The sequence below is a fragment of the Nocardia sp. NPDC056611 genome (assembly GCF_042792755.1).
Lineage (GTDB): Bacteria > Actinomycetota > Actinomycetes > Mycobacteriales > Mycobacteriaceae > Nocardia.
The window spans coordinates 577,805-598,329 of the sequence record NZ_JBHTVV010000001.1 but is presented as its reverse complement, the minus strand read 5'-3'; the positions used below and the strand labels follow the sequence as shown (position 1 = coordinate 598,329).

At 69.2% G+C, this 20,525-nt stretch carries 15 protein-coding genes and 1 pseudogene; 9 read left to right on the top strand and 7 right to left on the bottom strand.

All coding sequences use genetic code 11. The annotated features are described in order from the left end of the window. Positions 1 to 6: 6 nt before the first annotated feature. On the bottom strand, positions 7 to 2,829 hold the full coding sequence (locus ACFRAQ_RS02605; protein WP_379093125.1) for an ATP-binding protein: 2,823 nt from the start codon (positions 2,827 to 2,829) through the stop codon (positions 7 to 9). 308 nt (positions 2,830 to 3,137) lie between these two features. Between ACFRAQ_RS02605 and ACFRAQ_RS02600 the strand changes: the two genes are divergently transcribed. After that, the gene (locus ACFRAQ_RS02600; RefSeq protein ID WP_379093122.1) at positions 3,138 to 4,619 is read left to right on the top strand and encodes an MDR family MFS transporter; all 1,482 of its coding nucleotides are present in this window, start codon (positions 3,138 to 3,140) and stop codon (positions 4,617 to 4,619) included. Between the two features lie 151 nt (positions 4,620 to 4,770). Further along, positions 4,771 to 5,082 carry a YciI family protein gene (locus ACFRAQ_RS02595; RefSeq protein ID WP_379093119.1) on the top strand — a complete coding sequence of 104 codons (312 nt, stop codon included), beginning with the start codon at positions 4,771 to 4,773 and terminating at the stop codon, positions 5,080 to 5,082. 4 nt (positions 5,083 to 5,086) lie between these two features. On the opposite strand, the gene ACFRAQ_RS02590 is transcribed toward ACFRAQ_RS02595, so the two are convergent. The 6 genes from ACFRAQ_RS02590 to ACFRAQ_RS02565 all read right to left on the bottom strand — a co-directional run bounded on the left by ACFRAQ_RS02590 (position 5,087) and on the right by ACFRAQ_RS02565 (position 11,293). Beyond that, on the bottom strand, positions 5,087 to 6,553 hold the full coding sequence (locus ACFRAQ_RS02590) for a peptide MFS transporter (protein ID WP_379093116.1): 1,467 nt from the start codon (positions 6,551 to 6,553) through the stop codon (positions 5,087 to 5,089). Between the two features lie 133 nt (positions 6,554 to 6,686). Continuing rightward, positions 6,687 to 7,703 carry an exopolyphosphatase gene (locus ACFRAQ_RS02585; RefSeq protein ID WP_379093113.1) on the bottom strand — a complete coding sequence of 339 codons (1,017 nt, stop codon included), beginning with the start codon at positions 7,701 to 7,703 and terminating at the stop codon, positions 6,687 to 6,689. 52 nt (positions 7,704 to 7,755) lie between these two features. After that, positions 7,756 to 8,304 carry a DUF501 domain-containing protein gene (locus ACFRAQ_RS02580; RefSeq protein WP_357091942.1) on the bottom strand — a complete coding sequence of 183 codons (549 nt, stop codon included), beginning with the start codon at positions 8,302 to 8,304 and terminating at the stop codon, positions 7,756 to 7,758. Continuing rightward, complete coding sequence (locus ACFRAQ_RS02575) at positions 8,301 to 8,981, bottom strand: septum formation initiator family protein (RefSeq protein WP_379093110.1); 681 nt, start codon at positions 8,979 to 8,981, stop codon at positions 8,301 to 8,303. Before ACFRAQ_RS02575 ends, ACFRAQ_RS02580 begins: the two co-directional genes overlap by 4 nt. A 51-nt stretch (positions 8,982 to 9,032) precedes the next feature. After that, complete coding sequence (gene eno / locus ACFRAQ_RS02570) at positions 9,033 to 10,319, bottom strand: phosphopyruvate hydratase (protein WP_379093107.1); 1,287 nt, start codon at positions 10,317 to 10,319, stop codon at positions 9,033 to 9,035. Positions 10,320 to 10,540: 221 nt separating this feature from the next. After that, the gene (locus ACFRAQ_RS02565) at positions 10,541 to 11,293 is read right to left on the bottom strand and encodes a lytic transglycosylase domain-containing protein (RefSeq protein WP_379093104.1); all 753 of its coding nucleotides are present in this window, start codon (positions 11,291 to 11,293) and stop codon (positions 10,541 to 10,543) included. 215 nt (positions 11,294 to 11,508) lie between these two features. Here ACFRAQ_RS02565 and ACFRAQ_RS02560 point away from each other — a divergent pair, with 215 nt between their 5' ends. The 7 genes and pseudogenes from ACFRAQ_RS02560 to ACFRAQ_RS02530 all read left to right on the top strand — a co-directional run bounded on the left by ACFRAQ_RS02560 (position 11,509) and on the right by ACFRAQ_RS02530 (position 20,439). Further along, positions 11,509 to 12,597: a TauD/TfdA family dioxygenase gene (locus ACFRAQ_RS02560; protein ID WP_379095754.1), complete on the top strand. Its 1,089-nt coding sequence runs from the start codon at positions 11,509 to 11,511 to the stop codon at positions 12,595 to 12,597. After that, complete coding sequence (locus ACFRAQ_RS02555) at positions 12,594 to 13,583, top strand: ornithine cyclodeaminase family protein (protein WP_379093101.1); 990 nt, start codon at positions 12,594 to 12,596, stop codon at positions 13,581 to 13,583. Before ACFRAQ_RS02560 ends, ACFRAQ_RS02555 begins: the two co-directional genes overlap by 4 nt. 168 nt (positions 13,584 to 13,751) lie before the next feature. Next, a complete protein-coding gene (locus ACFRAQ_RS02550; RefSeq protein WP_379093098.1) occupies positions 13,752 to 15,128 on the top strand; it encodes a Y4yA family PLP-dependent enzyme in 1,377 nt (458 codons plus the stop codon). A 60-nt stretch (positions 15,129 to 15,188) separates the two neighbouring features. Beyond that, positions 15,189 to 16,220 (top strand): annotated as a pseudogene (locus tag ACFRAQ_RS02545) (PLP-dependent cysteine synthase family protein); the annotation flags it as partial. Positions 16,221 to 16,666: 446 nt separating this feature from the next. Beyond that, positions 16,667 to 18,085 (top strand): MATE family efflux transporter, encoded by a 1,419-nt coding sequence (locus ACFRAQ_RS02540; RefSeq protein ID WP_379093095.1) that lies wholly within the window; start codon positions 16,667 to 16,669, stop codon positions 18,083 to 18,085. Positions 18,086 to 18,217: 132 nt separating this feature from the next. After that, positions 18,218 to 19,171, top strand: coding sequence for a metallophosphoesterase (locus tag ACFRAQ_RS02535; RefSeq protein ID WP_379093092.1), 954 nt, complete (start codon positions 18,218 to 18,220; stop codon positions 19,169 to 19,171). Positions 19,172 to 19,335: 164 nt separating this feature from the next. Then, positions 19,336 to 20,439 carry an esterase/lipase family protein gene (locus tag ACFRAQ_RS02530; RefSeq protein ID WP_379093089.1) on the top strand — a complete coding sequence of 368 codons (1,104 nt, stop codon included), beginning with the start codon at positions 19,336 to 19,338 and terminating at the stop codon, positions 20,437 to 20,439. The last annotated feature ends 86 nt before the right edge of the window (positions 20,440 to 20,525 follow it).

Here is a 20,525-nt window from a genome sequence, read left to right as displayed (position 1 = left end):
CCGCGATCAACGCAGCCGCGCGGCAATACCTTTCAATTCGCCGCGGGAGGTCACCCCGAGCTTCGGGTACGCCTTGTACAGGTGGTAGCCGACGGTGCGGTGGCTCAAGAACAGCTGGGCGGCGATATCGCGATTGGACAGGCCCTCGGCGGCCAGGCGGACGATCTGCAACTCCTGCGGGGTCAGGCCGGTGGCGGTCGGCCCCGCCCCGGCCGCATCGGCGGCGGGGGCTCCCGCCGCCGACAGCTCGTGGCGGGCTCGCCCGGCCCACGGGCGCAGGTCCAGGCGGTCGAAGACCTCGAGGGCCTCGGTCAGGTGGGTGCGCGCCTCGGACTTGCGGCGGGCTCGGCGCAGCCATTCGCCGTACAGCAGTGCGGTGCGGGCGAATTCGATGGGACGGGCCTCGCGATCGTGGATCGCCAGGGCCCGGGTGTAGAGGTCCTCGGCGTGGTCGTCGTCGAGCAGGGCGCGGCAGCGCAGCACCAGGGCCTCGGCCCAGGGTTGGCCCACCGATTCCGCCCAGCCCGCCAGCTTCGCGACGGGTGCGGCGGCGCGATCCGGGGCTCCGAGCCGGACGGCGGCCTCGACCAGGTCGGGAATCGAGCGGGTGGCGCAGATGTGGTGGCTGAAGGGGACTTTCGTCAAACGCTCGAAGCGGGAGAGCGCGGACTCGGCACGACCGGCGCCGAGGTCGAGCAGACCCAGCGACCAGTGCGCCCAGGGCGCGCCGGGGGCGATCGATCCGGGGGTGTCCCCTTTCAGGCCCAGTTCGGCGTGCGCACGGCACTCGGCTTCATCACCGCGCAAGGCGTCGAGATGCGCCAGCACACTGCTGAGTTGGCGCACCCACTGCTGTTGGCCGGTATCGCGCGCGAGATCGCGGGCTTCGACGGTGGCGGTGCGTGCGTCGGTCAGGCGGCCGGTGAAGATGTCGGCCTCGGCGGCGAAGAACAGCACGGTCGGCAAGCGGCCCGCCGCACCCGCCGTGCGATGGCGGACGGCCAGGGATACCGCCAGGTCGAAGGCGGGACCGTCCTGGCCACGAGCCAACGCCACGCCACACAGGATCAGCAGCACCTGGTCGGAAACCTCACCACGGGAACGGATCTCGGCGAGAGTTTCGGTGAGGGACAGTGGCGAGCCGGGGCCGGTGTCGAACAGTCTGCCGAGGAACCGCACGACCGGTGTCACGGCCGGCTCGTCCGTCAGGCGCAGGTCGCCCAGGCGCTTCAGCACGTCGGCCAGTTCCGGCTCGCCCAGGTACCAGCCGGTGTGGATGGCCTGCACCAGTATTCCCGCGGCCTGCTCCGGATCGTCGGCGGCGATGCTCGCGGCCGCGTCGATCAACAGCCGATGCGCGCCGGGGAACTCGCCCTGCCAGAACTTGGCCAGCGCCTGCACCTGGGAGAGGCCGGCGCGCAACGACTCCGAAGTCACCTCGCGGGCCGTCCGCCGGGCCAGGTCTCCGGCCCGCTCCAGATCGCCGGATTCCAGCGCCGCCTGCGCGGCCAGCGTCTGCCGGCGCGTGCGATCCTCCGGCCGGTCGCTGAGCCGGGCCGCCCGATCGTAGGCGGCGGCCGCGGCCGTATGACCGCCGCGCTCACGGGCTCGAATGGCGGTGCGCTCCAGAGCATCCGCCACCTCGGCATCGGGGCCGAGGGCGGCTGCCGCCAGATGCCAGGCGCGCCGATCCGACTGCTCGGGCGCGTCCAGGGCCTCGGCGAGGGCCCGGTGCGCGGCCAAACGCTGTCCCAGCGGCGCACGTTGGTAGACGGCCGCGCGGATCAAGGGATGACGGAACGTGATCGAGACGCCGGTGTCGCGCCGCAGCAGATCCGCGGCCTCGGCGGGCGCGAGATCGTCGACACCCGCGCCCAGACTCGCCGCCGCGCGCAGGACGATCCCAGGTTCCCCGGATTCGTCGGTGGCGAGCACCGTGAGCAGCGTCCGGGTGGCTTCCGGCAGCCGGCTGATCCGGCCGTGGAAAGCCACGCGCAGGCGATCGGTCAGCGGCAGCGCGCCCGCGGCGAGATCGGAGGCGGCTTCGGTGGTCATGGCCAACGGCAGTTCGCGCAGGGCCAGCGGATTGCCGCGCGCTTCCGCGAGCAGCCGGTACCGCACCGCCGGACTGAGCCGCAGCCCATCCACGCCCGAGGAACGCCCGTCCACGCCGGACGAACGCCCGTCGGCACCGGAGGAATTCTCGGCGGCGCGGAACGCGCGCTCGTCGAGGAGGGTGGCCGCGGCCTCGGGTGACAGACCGGTCAGTCGCAGCTCGGGCAGGCCGGCCGCCTCGAAGGAACCCTCGCCGTCACGGACGCCGAACAGCAGGACCACGCCCTCGGCTCGGAGCCGCCGCGCCGCGAACAACAGCGCGTCCCGCGAGGCGCGGTCGAGCCATTGAGCGTCGTCGACGACGACCAGCACCGCGGCGCCGTCCGCGTACTCGGCGAGCAGGGACAGCACGGCCAGGCCGGTGAGCATGGGCTCACGGCCGCCGGGACCGAGTCCGAGGGCTGCGGACAGTGCGTCGCGCTGGGGTTCGGGGAGGGCGGGTAGCCGGTCCAGCGCGGGGGTGAGGAGTAATTGCAGACCGGCGAACGGCAATTCCGCCTCGGCCTCGAGACCAGTGCCGCGCAGCACCCGCAATCCCTCCGCACCCGCGGCGGCATCCTCCAGCAGCGCGGTCTTGCCGATCCCGGCCTCGCCGCGCAACACCAGGACCCCGCTGCGGCCCTCGCGCGCGCCGTCGATCAGCGCGCCGAGCGCCTGTTGCTCCCGCTCACGTCCACGCAGCGGCGGAAGTTGTTCGGCCACGGTCGTTCTCACACCGTCCATCATGGCCGGTCCCAGAACGGGGGCCGCCGGCCCGGCGGCTGCGGAAAATCGTGACCTGCCTCACCTTTCGATCTTTCCGGCAGTCATAAGCACTGGTGAGAGCACATATTCAGCATCCCGCTCAGCGGTGAGACACCCGATAATCGGATGAATTCTGTCGGACCCCGCCGGAATACTTGTCGCCGACCGATGAGTTGAGCGATCAGTACCCGTCTGCATCGATGTGGCACCCGGACGGCGATCACCGATTCCGCGGACCACCCCACCCCTCGTACACGAATCACCCCGGAGGTTTACCGATGCCCGCCGACCTATCCGCGAGCTCGACCAAGCAGCGGACACCAACGGTCATCCGGTTGCTGGTGCTCGCGACCTTCACGGTGATCCTCAACGAGACCATCATGATCAACGCGATTCCGCGGCTCATGACCGATCTCCACGTGACCGAGCGGTCCGCGCAGTGGGTGTCCACCGTCTTCATGCTCACCATGGCCGCGGTCATTCCGGTGACCGGCTGGTTCCTGCAGCGGGTCTCCACCCGCCGCGCGTACGCCATCGCCATGGGCGTCTTCCTGGTCGGCACCGCGCTCGCCGCGGTCGCGCCGTCGTTCGCCGTGCTGCTGATCGCGCGCGTCATCCAGGCCGGCGGCACCGCCGTCATGATGCCGCTGCTCATGACCACGCTGATGACCGTGGTTCCCGAGCAGGACCGCGGCCGCGTGATGGGCAATGTCACCCTCGCCATCTCGGTGGCCCCGGCCATGGGACCGGTCATCTCCGGCGCGGTGCTCAATTACGGTTCCTGGCGCTGGCTGTTCGTGCTGGTCCTGCCGATCGCCGGTGCGGTGACCGTGTTCGGTCTGCGCAACCTGGAGAATGTCGGTGAGCCGCAGGCCGGTTCGATCGACTGGTTCAGTGTGGTGTTCGCGGGCTTCGGTTTCGGCGGTCTGGTGTACGGCCTGAGCAAGTTCGGTTCCGGCAGCGTCGCCACCCCGGCCCTGTTCGTGGCCGGCGGTCTGGCCCTGGTCGCCATCTTCGTGGTCCGTCAGATCTCGCTGCAGCGCAACGGCACCCCGCTGCTGGACCTGCGTGTCCTGCTGTCGGGCACCTACGCCAAGGCGCTGGTCCTGATGGCCGTGGCCTTCCTGGCCATGATGGGCTCGATGATCCTGCTGCCGCTGTACCTGCAGACCCTGCGGGAACTCACCCCGCTGCAGACCGGTCTGCTGGTCATGCCCGGCGGCCTGGCCATGGGTCTGCTCGGTCCCACCGTGGGCAAGATCTTCGACCGCTTCGGCGGACGGGTCCTGGTGATCCCCGGCTCGATCGGCATCACCGCCGCCCTGGTCGGCTTCACCCAGATCTCGCTCACCACCCCCTACGCCGCCCTGGTCGCCCTGCACATCCTGCTGATGGTGTCCCTGGCCGCCGCCTTCACCCCGGTCTTCACCCTGGGCCTGGGCGCGCTCCCCATGCACCTGTACTCCCACGGCAGCTCGATGCTCGGCACCCTCCAGCAGGTGGCCGCCGCCTTCGGCACCGCCCTGGTCATCACGGTCATGACCTCCCGGGCCACCCACCTGGTCGACGGCGGCGAGAACCCGCTCAACGCCCACCTCGACGGCATGCGCCTGGCCTTCCTGGTCTCGGCGGGCCTGGCTCTGATCGTCATCGTGATGGCGGTCCTGCTCCCCAACCGCTCCGACGCCCCGGCGCACGGCGAGCAGATCCCGGACACCCTGGACGAGCTCGACGACGCCCCGCAGCTGGTCAAGGACTGACCTTCCCGGCACACCGACAGCGCCCGCGGCCGACCGCCGCGGGCGCTGTCGCGTTCCCGCCCACCCATCGGACGGTCGGCATACGATGAGCAAACAATCGGGAATTGACCCGGTCAACCGGAGTCGGCCGGGCGACACTCAGGAGCCACCGATGACCAAATTCCTCGTGCTCTACAAATCGGACCAGTCCGCCCGGGAGCAGATGGCACAGAGCTCCCCCGAGGACATGGCGGCCGGAATGCAGGCCTGGATGGACTGGGCCGCCCGAGCCGGGGACGCGCTCGTCGACCTCGGTTCCCCGCTGGGACCCGGTTCGGTGAACGCCGACGGCGGCATCGGCGGCTTCTCGATCCTCCAGGCGGAGTCCGGCGAATCCGTCCAGGCCGTCTTGAAGGACCATCCGCACACCGAATCCGGCGGCACCATCGAGGTTTACGAGTTCCTGGCGATGCCCGGCATGTGACCGATCAGTGCACGCCTTCCATGTGACGGCTGATCCACGGGGACAGGCTCCAGACGACGATGCCGACGGCGATGGCCACCAGGCCGGTGATGCCGAAGTAGGCGAGTTCGTGGGAGGGGTCGTAGTACTTGGCGAGGACGCCGGACATGGAGGTGCCGATGCCGACCGAGAAGAAGTAGAGGGCCATCATCTGGGCTCGGAAGGCGTTGGGGGCCAGCTTCGTTGTGACCGAGAGGCCGATCGGGGAGAGCATGAGCTCGGAGACGGCGAAGGCACCGAGGATGAAGAAGACGATGACGAAGGACACCGATTTGCCCTCGGTGCCGGAGAAGAGGGTGAAGAGGAGGAAGGCCGCGCCCATGCCGATGACGCCGAGGGAGAACTTGCGCGGGGTACTGGGGGCGCGGGTGCCGAGGCGGGTCCACATGATGGCGAACAGCGGCGACAGGGCGATGATCCAGACCGGTTCCATGGAGCCGATCCAGTTGGAGGGGGCGGTCCAGCCGAGGATGGACCAGGTCATGCGCTTGTCGGAGTAGGCCGACAGGACCGTGAAGATCTGCTGGAACAGCGACCAGAAGACGGCGTTGGCGATGAAGAGAGGCATGTAGGCGCGGACTCGGGTGCGCTCCACGGGGGTGACCTTGGCACTGGTCAGCATGATGCCGAAGTAGACGATCGAGGCGGCGGTGATGACGCCGGTGGTGACATTGGGCAGGTTGGACAGGGTCACCAGCCCGGTGGCCGCGGCGATCGCGACAATCACGGCGAAGGCGGCCAGGACGGCGATCACCTTGGGGATCTCGGTGCGCGGCAACGGGTTCGGGACGTCGCGGCCGTGCTCGCCGAGGTTCTTGCGGAAGACGACGTACTGGGTGAGGCCGATCGCCATACCGATCGCCGCCGCACCGAAGCCGTAGTGGAAGCCGATGTGGTCCTGCAGCAGGCCGGTGATCAGCGGGCCCGCGAAGGCGCCCAGGTTGATGCCCAGATAGAAGAGGGTGAAGCCGCCGTCCGCGCGCGGGTCGTCCTTGTCGTAGAGGGTGCCCAGCAACGAGGACGCGTTGGCCTTCAGACCACCCGAACCCAGCGCGACCAGCACCAGACCGACGCCGACGCCGGCCAGTCCGGGCAGGATCGCCAGTGCGATGTGACCGGCCATGACGACCACGCCGCCGTAGAAGACGGTCCGCTCGGAACCGAGCAGCCGGTCGGCCACCCACGCGCCGAGCACCGTCGACAGGTAGACCAGACCGCCGTACGCGCCGACGATGCCGAGCCCGGTCGACTCGGCCATGCCCAGGCCGCCGTCGGTGGTCGAGTAGTACAGGTAGTAGCCGAGAATGGTGAGCATCCCGTAGAACGAGAACCGTTCCCACAACTCGACGCCGAACAAATTCGCGATACCGATGGGATGGCCGAACAGGGTCCGTTCAGTGGCCGGTTTCGCGTCGTGTGCTACTCCTGACATACCGAGACCCTCCCATATGGGGCAATCTGACAGCAACCTCGCGGGTTTACTTACGTCACATTTTCCCAGGGGAAGGTCGGCCCGACCTCAGCATCGGATAAATGCCCTCGAATTCGCTTGAAGAATGGCCTTATCAGGCAATCGAAAGCGCGATGCCGTCCAGGATATCGTGCTCGCTGACAATCAGTTCGGAGATCCCGGCCCGCCGCGCCAGCTCATCGGCCAGCACCTCAGCAACCACCGCGCCACCGCCGATCACATCCACCCGGCCCGGGTGCATGGGCCCGAGCGCGGCCCGCTCGTCGTGGTTCATGCCGATCAGCCGATCGCACACCTGGCGCAGCTCCGACAGCGGCATCCGGGTGAGATGCACTCGCTCCGAATCGTATTCGGGCAGATCCAGCGCGACCGCCGCGATCGTGGTCATGGTCCCGGCCACGCCCACCCAGGTGCGCGCGCGTTCCACCGGCACCACGCCGAAGGCCTGCGCCAGCCGCTCGGAGGCGAAGAACCGTGCGGACGCGACCTCCTCGCGGGTGGGCGGATTGCCGTGCAGGCACCGCTCGGTGATCCGCACGCAACCGATATCGGCCGAATACGCCGACTGCACACCGGCGGCGTCGCCGAGCACCACCTCGGTGGACCCGCCGCCGAGGTCGACCACCACGAAAGGACCGGCGGCGCTGGACAGTTCCCCGACCGCGCCCGCGAACGACAGCCGCGCCTCCTCGTCACCGGTGATGACCTCGGCCTGCGCCCCGGTCACCACCCGGCCCAGCTCCTCGCCGGTCATACCGAAGAAGTCATCGCGATTGGAGGCGTCGCGGGTGGCGGAGGTGGCGACCATCCGCACCCGGGTCACCCCGTGCTTCAGCATCAGGTCCACGTAGTCGCGCAGCGCGGCCCGGGTCCGTTCGATCGCTTCGGGATTCAGCGCGCCGGTCGCGTCGACGCCCTGCCCCAAGCGCACGATCCGCATCTCGCGGTGCACGTCGGTGAGGTGCGGCGCGCCCGCCTCGTCCCGGGTGGCGTCGGCGATCAGCAGACGAATCGAATTGGTGCCGCAGTCGATCGCCGCGATCCGCTCGTGTCCTTCGGCCGCCGTGTCGCCGGCAGCCGCCGAGCTCTGGGCGAATTCCGCATTGCTCATCAGTGACCTCTGAATTCGAGTGGTGCCGAACGACTCCGGCGGACGCGCCGGGTCAGGCGTCGCCGGTGGCCGAATCGGTGCGGTACTGGTCGTATTTCGGCCAGTCGGCGGGGATGGCGGTGCCGCGCAGGCCGTGGTCGGCCGCCAGGGCGACGGCCTCGTCACCGAGCGTATTGAGCCCCGGTCCCTTGGCCAAGGAATGCGCGATCAGGACATGCAGGCACTTCACCCGGTCGGGCATGCCACCCCCGGCGAAGTCGGTGCCCAGGTCCTCGATGGCATTGCGTTCGGCCAGGTAGCTGTCGTACGCGGCGCGATAGGCGGCGGCCAGCTCCGGATCGCGGGTGAGGCGTTCGGACATGTCGCGCATCAAGCCCGTGGTCTCGAGCCGGCTCGCTTCCGCGGTCAGCCGCGGGTCGGTCAGGTAGTACAGGGTCGGGAAGGGCGTGCCGTCGGGCAATTTGGGCGCGGTCTTCACGACCGCGGGCAGGCCGTCCGGGGTGTGGTACGCGATGGCGAGCACGCCGCGCGGAGCCCGGCCCAGTTGCTCGGCGACGATCGCGAGATCGCGCTCGCTGGGTTCGTTCTCGGCTGCGGTCACCTGGGTTGTCCTTCCTCGGAGGGTACGGGCGGCGGGGGCGGCGCCGGAGTGGTGGTGGGTGCGGGGGCGGCGACCGGTTGCGGCGACGAGATGCTGTGCCACACCTGCGTGTACCAGGGGTCGGGCTCCCGCGGTTTGGCGGGCTGGGTCGGGATGGCCGGCTGCTCGATCTCGGGGATCTGCACGATGTAGGGGGTGTCCCCCGGCATCACCAGGCGCAGGCGGTCCCGGGCCTCGGCCTTGATGTAGTTCGGATCCTGTTGCTGCGCACGGCGATCACGCAGGACCGAGACGTCCTCTTCCAGCTGACGGTGCTGGGTGGCCAGTTCGGCGGCATCGGTGCGCTGGGTGAAGTAGGTGCGCAGCGGGACCGCCAGGGTGAGCGCCAGGCCCGCCAGCACCGCGGCCAGCAGGACCGCGCGACCCGTGGACAGGCCCAGGATCTTGCGTTCGTGCCGTTCGGAATTCGCGGCGGGCGCGGTGCGGCGCTTGGCCGTGGCCTTCACCGCCGCCGTCCGGGTCTTGCTCGCGGTCTTGGGGACCGCGCCCGACTTGGACGCCGCGGTGGCGGTTTCGGTCCGCTTCCCGCCCGAGGCGGTCTTGGACCGGGTGGAGCGCGACGGGCGCCGGTCACTTCGTCCCGCAGGACTGGTACCGCGCGCCCGTCGCTCCGTCATCTCACACCTCGAAAGTCAGCTGATCGATTGCCTTCTCAGCCTTCGACTATGTCAGCCTTCGAACGCGAAACGCGGGAAGGCCGCGTCACCGGCGTAGCGCGCCGAGTCGCCCAGGGCGTCCTCGATACGCAGCAGCTGGTTGTACTTGGCGACCCGCTCGGAGCGAGCCGGGGCGCCGGTCTTGATCTGGCCGGAGCCGACGGCCACGGCCAGGTCGGCGATGGTGGTGTCCTCGGTCTCGCCGGACCGGTGGCTCATCATCGTCTTGTAGCCGTTGCGGTGGGCCAGCTCGACCGCGTCCAGGGTCTCGGTCAGGGTGCCGATCTGGTTGACCTTCACCAGCAGCGCGTTGGCCGCGCCCTTGGCGATGCCCTCTTCCAGGCGGTCCGGGTTGGTGACGAACAGGTCGTCGCCGACCAGCTGCACCTTGTCGCCGATCTGGTCGGTCAGCGCGACCCAGCCGTCCCAGTCGTCCTCGGACAGCGGGTCCTCGATCGAGACGATCGGGTACGCGCCGAGCAGGCCGGCGTAGAAGTCCGACATCTCGGCCGCGGTGTGCAGCTTGCCCTCGAACTTGTAACCCTCACCGGTGGTGTAGAACTCGGTGGCGGCCACGTCGAGCGCCAGCGCGATCTCGCTGCCCAGCTTGAAACCGGCCTTCTCGATCGCGGAGACGATCAGGTCCAGGGCGGCGCGGGTGTTGGCGACCGACGGCGCGAAACCGCCCTCGTCGCCCAGGCCGGTGGACAGGCCCTGAGCCTTCAGCACCGACTTCAGCGTGTGGTAGACCTCCGCACCCCAGCGCAGCGACTCCTTGAAGGTCGGCGCGCCGATGGGGGCGATCATGAACTCCTGGACGTCGACGCCGGAGTCGGCGTGCGCGCCACCGTTGAGGATGTTCATCATCGGGACGGGCAGCACGTGGGCATTCGGGCCACCGACGTAGCGGAACAGCTCCAGGCCCGAGGACTCGGCGGCAGCGCGGGCCACGGCCAGCGACACGCCCAGCAGAGCGTTGGCGCCCAGGCGGGACTTGTCCGGGGTGCCATCCAGATCCAGCAGGGTCTGGTCGACGGTGCGCTGTTCGACGGCGTCGAGACCGATCACGGCCGGGGCGATCTCGTCGAGGACGCCCTCGACGGCCTTCTGCACACCCTTGCCCTGGTAGCGGTCGCCACCGTCACGCAGCTCGACGGCCTCGTGCTCACCGGTGGACGCGCCGGAGGGCACGGCCGCGCGGGTGAGGGTGCCGTCGTCGAGAGCGATCTCGACCTCGACAGTGGGGTTGCCACGAGAATCCAGGATCTCGCGAGCTCCGACCTGTTCGATGATGGCCACGAAACGACACTCCTTCGGCTGCTGACTCGGCAGGTCGCACGGCTGTCGCCGTGCTGCCGAAAAGCCTAGCAGTGTTGAATTCGCCCCTCCGCTACGCTCCGGGGCCGGTTCGCGGCCCCTGCGGCCTCGACTTTTCCCTCCTCCGCTTCGCTCCCCCCGCTCCGAGGCGGAGGTCTATCCAGCCGCAGTCCGGAATCGAGACGGGCCGCGAACTCCAGGTGTCAGACGGTGCGGCCCACGCTGTAGGCGGCGGCGCGATACCGGACGGTATTCATGTAGCTGGTCGATTGGTTGTAGGTGAGCAGGGCCTGCTGCCAGCCGGGCGCGGCGGTCAGGTCGCCACCCATGGCGCAGAGGTAGCGGGCGGCGGTGAGGGCGGCGTCGTCGATGTTGTCGGGATCGATCTTGCCGTCGCCGTTGGCGTCCACGCCCCAGCGCTTCCAGGTCTCGGGGATGAACTGGAACGGGCCCATGGCGCGGGCGTAGACCGGGTTCGCGTCGGTGGCGCCGACATCGAGGATGCGGGCGCGGCCCGGCGAACCGTCCAGGGCCAGGCCGCGGATCGGGGGCGACACCGTGCCGTCGTCGGCGATGCGGGAACCGGCGTGGGTGCCGTGCTGACTCTCGACGCTGGCGATGCCCGCCAGGGTGGTCCAGCCGATCCCGCATTCGGGCTTGGAGCGGGCCAGCACCGCGGCCGCGTACCCGTACGCCTCGAGCGCGAGCACCGGGATGCCGGTCGATTCGCGCTGTTCCTTCGCCCAGTCGCGGAGCTGAATCGCGGTGCGGCCCGGGGCATCCAGATCGATCGCGGGCACCGGTGCGCCTGCTCGGGGCGGCATGTCGTCGGGCACCGGGGTGAGATGGGTTGTCCCGCAACCGGTCAGCACGAGGAGAGCGACGGCCGCGCCCACCAGGCCGGCGCGGGTCAGCGGGGCTCGGAGGCCGGCCATTCGGATACGCACACCGTTCATCATCCAGATGGATCGGCGCGCAGGCGAGAAACGTCAACGCGGTTCGCCCGAACGAGGCCGATTCGATTACCCTCCGCGCGGGCATCCTATACCTATTCGCTATTTCTACGACACACCCTTAGGTAAGCCTTGCCAAAATTCCGCGGGGGCAATACCGTCTTCGGTCGAGCCAAGATCACCATGCCCCCGCCCACGCCAGGAAGGCCCTTCCGTTGGTGAAAAGCGTTCTCTCCGAACGTAAACCGCTCCACCCCGAAAAGCTCGAACCATTCGAACGGCGCGACCTGCCGGAATCCGCGACCCGCGCGATCCACTACCTCGCCGCTGAGATCGCCGTCACAGTCGGCGCTACCCCCGCGATTGCGGCCACCCTCTCGCATCCGGTCCTGTTGCGCCACATCGACGCCAAATACGGCAGGCTGCCCGACGTCGTACACGAGGCCATGCGCCCGCCCACCACATCCGCGGGCGTCGCGGTCATCGGCCGGCTACCGATCGACGAGGACGCGCTCGGCCCGACCCCGTTCAATTGGGAGGAGGCCGCGGCCTGGGCCGGAGACCGGTCGCGGCGGTCCACCTCGTTCGAACTCGACATCGCCCTGCTGCTGCTGGCCCGGTGCGCCGGTGAGCCGTTCGGCTGGCAGGGACAGCAGGCCGGGCGACTGGTCAACAACATCCTGCCCACTCCCGGGCACGAGCACGAGCAGTCCGGGGCCAGCAGCACGGCACTGCTCAGCCCGCACACCGAGGACGCCTTCCACCCGCGGCGCGCCAACCTGCTGATGCTGAGCTGCCTGCGCAACCCCGACCGGGTCGCCACCACCGTGTCCTCGATCCGTCAGGTGGAACTCGATGCGGCGCAATGGGACATCCTGCGCGCCGCCCGGCTGCCGATCCTGCCCGACGTCTCCTACGGCGCCGACTTCGGCGAGGAGACCGCGCCGCCGATCCCCACTGTCGGAGCCGACGCCGACGGGCCGACACTGCGTTTCGACCCCGCGTACACCCCGCTCGACCAGGCCGACGACGAATTTCGTTGCGCCTACCAGCATTTGACCGGCGAATTGCACCGGGTAAGTCGCGCGGTCGCTTTGGCTCCCGGCGAGCTATTGCTGGTGGACAATGATTCCGTGGTCCACGGCAGGGTGCCTTTCGCGCCGCGTTACGACGGCACCGACCGCTGGCTCAAGCGGGTGAATATCCGTCTGCCCCAACGCCGCCGCGCCGCCGCCGAAGCCGAGAAGGACGGCTACGGTCAGCGCGTGGTCGCCCCCTTCAGCACGACCAGAGGACAGCACCCGTGAACTATCGCCCCACCCCGCTCCGGGTTCTCAGCCGCAGCGACCTGGCGGATGTCCCGATCAGCCCCGCCGAGGTGGTACGCGCGGTCGAGGACGCGTATCTCGCACTGGCGGGCGGCGATTCGGACAACCCGCGGAAGCTGAGCGTGGCACACCCGGACGGCTGGTCGGTCGCGTACGCCATGCTGGGCCGCGACGGCCGCCGCCGGGTGGTGGCGATGAAAACCAGCTACAAGTTCGACCCGCACCACGACCGCTCCAACAAGCGGTATTTCACCACCATCTCGCTCTACGACGACTCCACGGGAACACCCATCGCGCTGATGGATTGCGCCCGCGTCGGCGCGCTGCGCACACCCGCGGTCTCGGCTCTGCTGGTACGCGAATGCGTCCGGCCGGGTGCGCGCAGCGCGCTGCTGATCGGCACCGGCACCCAGGGGCGCAACGCGCTGCCCCACCTGCTGGCGGCGAACCCGCAACTGAACCGGCTCATGCTCTACGGCACCCACCCCGAAGGCCTGGAAGCCGTGTATCGGCAACTGCTGCACCACCATCCGCACGCGGAACTGGAGACCGTCGACGACCCCAACGCGGCGGCGCGGGAGGCGGACGTCGTCCTCGCCACCGCGGGTCCGGGTACCGAGGTCGCCATCGACTCCGAGGATCTCGCGCCTGGCTCGACCGTGGTACTGGTCGGCTACGGCCTGGCCCCCTCCACCCTGGTGCACGCCGATCGCGTGATCGCCACCAGCGCCGAGCAGATGGCGCTCACCGGAACCGATATGGCGGGCCCGGACGGCCGACTACGCCGGGTCGACGCCGAGCTACCCCAGATCCTGGGGCATCGCGCCGTCGGCCGGATCTCCGATGACGAACGAATCTTCGTGTACAACAGCGGGCTGGTGCTCACCGATATCGCCGTCGCGCACGCGCTGGCCAATCGCGCCATTGCCGAGGGACGGGGCACCGAGGTTTCGCTCTGGGACTGACTCGCCGGAATTGACCGGCTGGATTCGCCTCAGAAATTCACCCGAAACGGTTATTCGCGACATTGATCCAATCGATAACCGCTCGGGTCTAACGTTTCGAACGACACTCTCATGCATGTTGGCTATCGCCGCGCCCGAGGGGGCAGCCCCGCGCGCCCGAAAGGAAAAATGTCCGCCTCCGCCGAGACCGTGGTCGCCCCTCCCGGTATCTCCACCATTACCGCCAGCCCGATGCCCGCGCACCGACACGCCTGGGAACAGGGGCTACTCGACCACCCGGAGGCGCTGCGGCAAATCGCCGGGCAGATCGACGGACCGTTCCACGTCATGTATCCCGACCAGGTCGTGGAGAACATCCGAGGATTCCAGCGGGTATTCGCCCGGGCCGGGGTGCAGGGCTCCGTCTACTACGGGAAGAAGGCCAACAAGGCCGACTGCGTCGTCCGTGCCTGCGCCGAGGCCGGATGCGGCGTCGATGTCGCCAGCGTCGACGAACTGAACGACGCCACCCGGGGCGGTATCCCCGGGACCGACCTGATGGTCACCGGACCGGCGAAGTCGGATCGGCTGCTCGAACTCGCGACCCGGGCGCGGGCGCTGATCGCGGTCGACGACCTGGACGAGCTCACCCGGCTGAGCAGGTTCCCGGAACCGAGCCGGGTCCTGCTGCGCGTGCTGCCCCCGGGCTCCACCAGCCGGTTCGGGCTGACCGAGCAGGAATTGGATCTCGCTCTCACCGAGATCGATCGGAACGTTGTGCACCTGCACGGCTTCAGTTTTCATCTCTCCGGCTACGAGGCGGCCCCGCGCGCGGCGCTCACCCACGCGCTGATCGAACGCTGCCGCAAGGCCCGCGTCCTCGACCATCCGATCAGCACCATCTCGATCGGCGGCGGCTTCGGCGTGGACTATGTCTCCGGGGACGACTGGGAGACCTTCCGCAAGGGCGTCAATCCGCGGTGGTTCCACGGTGACCGGGCCCCCGGCGCCGGCTCCTACTACCCGTATCACTGCCCCGTGCCCGGGCCCGCCATGCTCGCCGCCATCCTCGGATCCGACGACCTCGCGGACACGCTGCGCGAAACCGGCATTCGGCTGGCGATCGAACCCGGGCGGGCGCTGCTGGACCGCGCGGGCAGCACCGTATTCGGGATCCAGGGCGTCAAAACGCGGTACGCGCACGGCGTCCCGTACGACATTCTCACCGCCAACGGGACCAGCCTCAGCCTTTCCGAACAATGGTTCAACAGTGAATATCTGCCCGACCCGGTGTTGTGGCCGCAACGCCCGGGAAATCTCACCCCGACCTGCGTCGGCGGGTCGTCCTGCCTCGAAGATGACATGCTGAGCTGGCGCCGGATCCCGCTCCCCCGGCCCGCCACCACCGATGATCTGCTCATTTACCCGAATACCGCCGGTTATCAGATGGACAGCAACGAGTCCTCATTTCACGGGCTCCCCATTCCGCCGAAGGTAGTCTTGCGAAGCTCGCCGGATCGACGACAATTCAATTGGCGCCTCGATACCGCTCTCGACGCGTTCTGAACCGTTTTCAGTCACCGCCCCGCGCCCCGCTCCAGCGACCTTCCCGAGGAGAAACACTCGATGCCGGTTATCGCCAGGCGAGTGTCCGAGCTGATCGGCCGGACCCCGCTGTTCGAGCTGGCCGTCAGCCCGGCCACCGGGACACGGCTGTTCCTGAAACTCGAGACCATGAACCCGACCGGGACCGCCAAGATCCGGATGGCCCGGGCCATGGTGCTGGACGCGGAGCGGCGCGGGCAGTTGGGGCCGGGCGGGCACATCATCGAATCGACCTCCGGCAATACGGGTTTGGGGCTGGCGGTGATCGCGCGCGAACGCGGGTATCGCTTCACCGCGGTGGTCGACAATCACGCGTGCAAGGCCAAGCTGAACGCCATGCGGGCCATGGGCGCGACGCTCGAATTCGTCGCCGACGAGGGTGACGACGGACTGTCCACCTCCGCGCGGGAGGAGCGGGCGGCGGAGATGGCCGAGCAGACCGGCGCGTACTTCCCGGCGCAGCACGCCAATCCGGCCAATGGCGTCGGATATGTCGCGCTCGCCGGGGAATTGGTGGCCGACCTCGGGCACGTCGACGTGCTGGTGGCGGCGGTCGGGACCGGCGGATCCCTGTTCGGGACGGCGCGAGGGCTGCGGGAGAAAGGCTGCGATCCGCGGCTGATCGGTGTCGAGCCGGAAGGGTCCATCGCCTTCGGCGGGCCCGGGCACGACTACTGGCAGTCCGGCACGGGGACGCCGATCGGCGCCGAACCCGGGGTGCACGTGGACCAGGACCTGCACCTGATCGACGAACGGGACCGCGTGAAGGTGTCCGACGTGGACGCCTTCGCCACCACCCGCGCGCTGGCGTCCCACCTGGGGCTGCTGATCGGCGGGTCCTCGGGCAGCTCGGTGTACGCGGCGCTCACCCGGATCGACGAATTCCCCTGCCACTCCACCGTTGTCGTGATCATCAACGACGACGGCGAGAAGTACCTGGACACGGTGTTCGACGACGAGTGGATGGCCGACCGCGACCTGCTCGACACCGAACGCGAGGCCGCGGTCACCACCCTGCTCGCCGCCCACCGGCCCGCGGCCCGCCCCGACCCGCGCGAGCGCGCGGCCCTGCGGCACCTGCACTACGCGTTGCCCGACGACTACGCCGTCGAACGCGGCCTTACCGGACGTCCGCTGCGCGACTACGCCGACCAGAAGGTCCCCGAGGCCACCCTGATCCACCAGCTGGAACTGGCCGACATGCCCGCGCACGAAATCGGCGAACTGCTCGCCGCCGGCGACTCCGGGCTGGTCTGCCTCGCGCTCGACAAGTACCGGCAGCGGCTCGAGGATCAGGCCGCCATGGTCGCGCAACTGCTCGCGAAACTCCGTGGCACCGCGCCCGAACCGCCCGGCACCCACACCATCCTGATGCCGGACACCGCACCCGCCGTCGATTCGGCACCCGGCTCCACCACCGGTCCCGTGCCCGCCGCCGGTTCGACCGCCGTGCCCACCACCGCGTGTGCGCCCGTACCCAAGGACGGGGCTGCCACGAAATGACCGGGGCGCTCGGATATTCCGATCGACGACACCGGCAATCCGATGGGCGGCAACTGGCTTCGCTGGCCGCCCCCATCGCCTTGACCCAGCTCGCCCAGGTCGCGGTGTCCACCACCAATATCGCGCTGATGGGAACGCTCGGGGTGCGCGAGGTGGCCGCGGGCGGGCTGGCGCTGGTGCTGTTCAACCAGATTCGGACCATGTGCGTCGGGCTGATCACCGGGACCGGGAATCAGGTGGCGACCGTGGTGAGTCGCGCCGAGAAACAGGGGCGGCGCGCCGAGGCCCTGGTCCGGGAGGTGGTGCGGTCGAGTTTCCTGATCGCCACCGTGGCCGGATTGCTCGGCGGCGCACTGCTGATCGGGCTGGGGTGGGCGTTGCGATGGCTGGGGCAGGACGCCGACGTGCTGGCGCAGGCGCGGCCGATGATGGTGGCGCTCGCGCCGGGACTGGTGCCGTGCCTGTGGTTCCAGGTGTTGCGGCAGTACACGGTCGGGATGCAGCGGCCGCAGGCGCTGCTGCTGGTGACGCTCGGGTCGGTGGCGCTGAATCTGGTCCTGGCGCTGGCGTTCATGCACGGGTGGGCCGGGCTGCCCGCGCTCGGGTTGACCGGGGTCGGCGTTGCGACCTCGCTGGTCTTCCTCATCACCTTCGGGGTGTTCTGGGCGATGGTGCGGCGGGATCCGAAACTGCGTGCGACGCTGCCGGTTCGGATGTGGCCGGTGCATTCGGCGACGGTGCGGGAGGAACTGCGGCTGGGGACGCCGATCGCGCTCACCTACGGGTCCGAGGCGGGCATGTTCTCGGTGCTGGCGCTGGTCATGGGGAGTCTCGGGGCGGCGGCGCTGGCGGCGCACAATGTCGTCTACCAGATCGTGTACATCGTGTTCCAGGTGGCGATCGGACTCTCGCACGGGGCGTCGATCCTGGTCAGCCGGGCGGTGGCGCGCGACGAGTACGCGCACGCGCGCTCGGTGGCGTGGCTGGCGCTGCGGTACGCCGGACTGGTCGCGGCGCTCACCGGGCTGGCGTACGTACTCGCACCGGACTGGGTGTTGAGGCCGTTCCTGGCCGACAGCGATTCCGCCACCGTGCGGTTGGCGCACACCCTGCTGGTGATCGCGATCGTGCTGCAGTTCTTCGACGCCGCCCAGAACATCGGGGTGGGATTGCTGCGCGGGCTCAAGGACACCAAGGCCGGGTTCCGGCTCTCGCTGGTGGGGTACTGGGGTGTGGGATTGCCCACTGCACTGCTACTTGCCTTCCCGGCCGGGCTGGAGGCGGCGGGTGTGTGGTGGGGGCTGACGGCCGGGCTGGCCACCACCGCTGCCTTGATGCTGCGGCGCTACTTCACCCTGCTGCACGCACGTGAGCAGGAACATCCACGAGTGCTGGCCGGTAGCCTCGGGCATTAGCCCGACATCCAAATCTCACCTTCCCGCAAGCATGTCGTCACTGGACACGGGCAACCTGGAAGAAACGGCTTTCGCTATTCTGGCGACGAATTCGGTCAGGGGCGCAAACCACCAATGCCGGGGAGGATGTCCGTGCACATCTCGCGAGTCGCCGAACACGCCAGGGCCGATCATGTCCTGTTCCACTTCAGCGACACCCATCTGATCGCCGCCGACACCGAGCTCTACGGTGCGGTCGACGCCGAGGCGCGGCTGTCCACCCTGCTCGGCCAGGCCGAGGCCAGCGGCATCGCGCCGACCGCCATCGTCTTCACCGGCGACCTCACCGACCAGGGTGAGCCCGGCGCGTACCGCAAGCTGCGGGACCTGGTCGAGCCCTGGGCCGAGCGCATCGGTGCGCCTGTCGTGTGGGTCGCGGGCAATCACGACGAGCGCGGCACCCTGCGCGAGCACCTGCTCGACGAAACCCCTTCCGCCGCACCGTTCGACGTCGTCCACATGTTCGACGGCCTGCGCGTCATCGCCCTCGACACCACGGTCCCGGGCCATCACTGGGGTGAGATCACCGAAGCCCAATTGACCTGGTTGCGAGACGTTCTCGCCGAACCCGCCCCCTTCGGCACCATCCTCGCCATGCACCACCCGCCGATCCCCTGCGTCCAGGACCTGGCCGTCCTGGTGGAGCTACGCGACCAGCGCCGCCTCGCCGACGTCCTCGACGGCACCGACGTGCGCGCCATTCTGGCCGGCCACCTGCACCTTTCGAGCCACGCCACTTTCGCGGGCATCCCCGTCTCGGTCGCGTCGGCCACCTGCTACAGCCAGGACATGGCGGCCGCCGAGGGCGGCCAGCGCGGCCGCGACGGCGCGCAGGCCTTCAACTACGTGCACATCTACCCCGACACCATCGTCCACTCGGTGGTCCCGATCGGCCACGGCCCCACCGTCGGCAAGCCCGCCGATCCGGAACAGGCGGCCGCCCGTCTCGCCGACGCCGGCATCGTCATCCCGCCCGCGGCCCGCATCCCCCACGTCCTGCGCCGCCGGACCGAGGCCTCCGAGTCCGACGGCGAGACGGTTCTCTGACGGTCTGAACCCGAGCGCTGTTGGCGCTTTTCACACCGATCCCCCGGTGCGATTGTAGGAACCGCGAATCCAGCTGCAACCAGGGCGAACATCCACGGTCATCGCAATACCTTCGGCATCCAGGTTCGGGCAGCGAAGCCCGGCACCTGCAGGAAGGACTACAGATGACCACGAGCAAGCGGATGCGGGCGCGCGTCGCCGCGGCGATCATGAGCGCGGTGGCGCTGACCGGGCTGACCGGCGTCAATACCGTTCGGGCCCAGGCCGATACCGCCGCCCCCACCATCCAGAACCTCGTCGACGCCATCAATTCCGGCGTGAAGACCGCCGGCAAGGCGCTCGCGGACACCGGCATATCCAGCGCCCCGCACTCGACCATCCCCTCCGGCAACGGTCCCCAGATGACCGACGCCGTCGCCGCCTTCACCTTCTCCCTCGCCAATGCGAACATGGCCCCCTCCGGCGCCAATGACTGGAACTGCAAACCCACTGCCGCGCACCCCGAACCGGTGGTGCTGTTGCACGGGTCGTGGATGAACGCCTACGACGGCTTCGCCTACCTGTCGCCCCAGATCAAGCAGGCCGGTTTCTGCGTGTACGCGCTGAACTACGGCCAGGAGGGCCTGCTCCAGCAGGGCGGCCTGAGCGCGCTGGTGCCGGGCGTCAACGGCATTGCCCCCATGGAGGATTCGGCGAAGCAGGTCGCGACCTTCGTCGACAAGGTGCTCGCGTCGACCGGCGCGCACAAGGTCGACATCATCGGCCACTCCCAGGGCGGCCCGGTCGCCGACCAGTATCTGAAGTTCGGCGGCGGCGCGAGCAAGGTCGACCAGCTCATCACCTTCGGCGCGACGCACCACGGCACCAGCCTCGACGGCATCGCCACCCTGGGCAGGCATCTGACCGATATGGGTTTCAACGCACTGGGATTCAGCCAGCTCCTGGTCGGTGAGGGCCTGATCGAACAGGTCGCCGGATCCACCTTCTACGCGACCCTCAACGCCTCCGGCGACACCGTCCCCGGCGTCCACTACACCAGCGTCGCCACCAACCACGACGAGATCTCCACCCCGTACACCGCCACCTTCCTGACCGCGGGCCCCGGCGCGACCGTGAACAACGTGACCCTCCAGGACGGCTGCGGCATAGACCTCTCCGACCACCTGTCGATGATGTACTCCAAGCGCGCGGTCTCCATCGCGCTGCGCGCCCTCGACCCGTCCGGCCACCCGAACCTGGTCTGCGCCTTCAACCCTTACGCCCTCTGAGCCCCGAGCCCGCATCCGACGCACAAGGTAAAGCGTCGGATCCGGGCCTCCACCGCCGACGGAGTCCGACCGACCGGCGGCGCGAT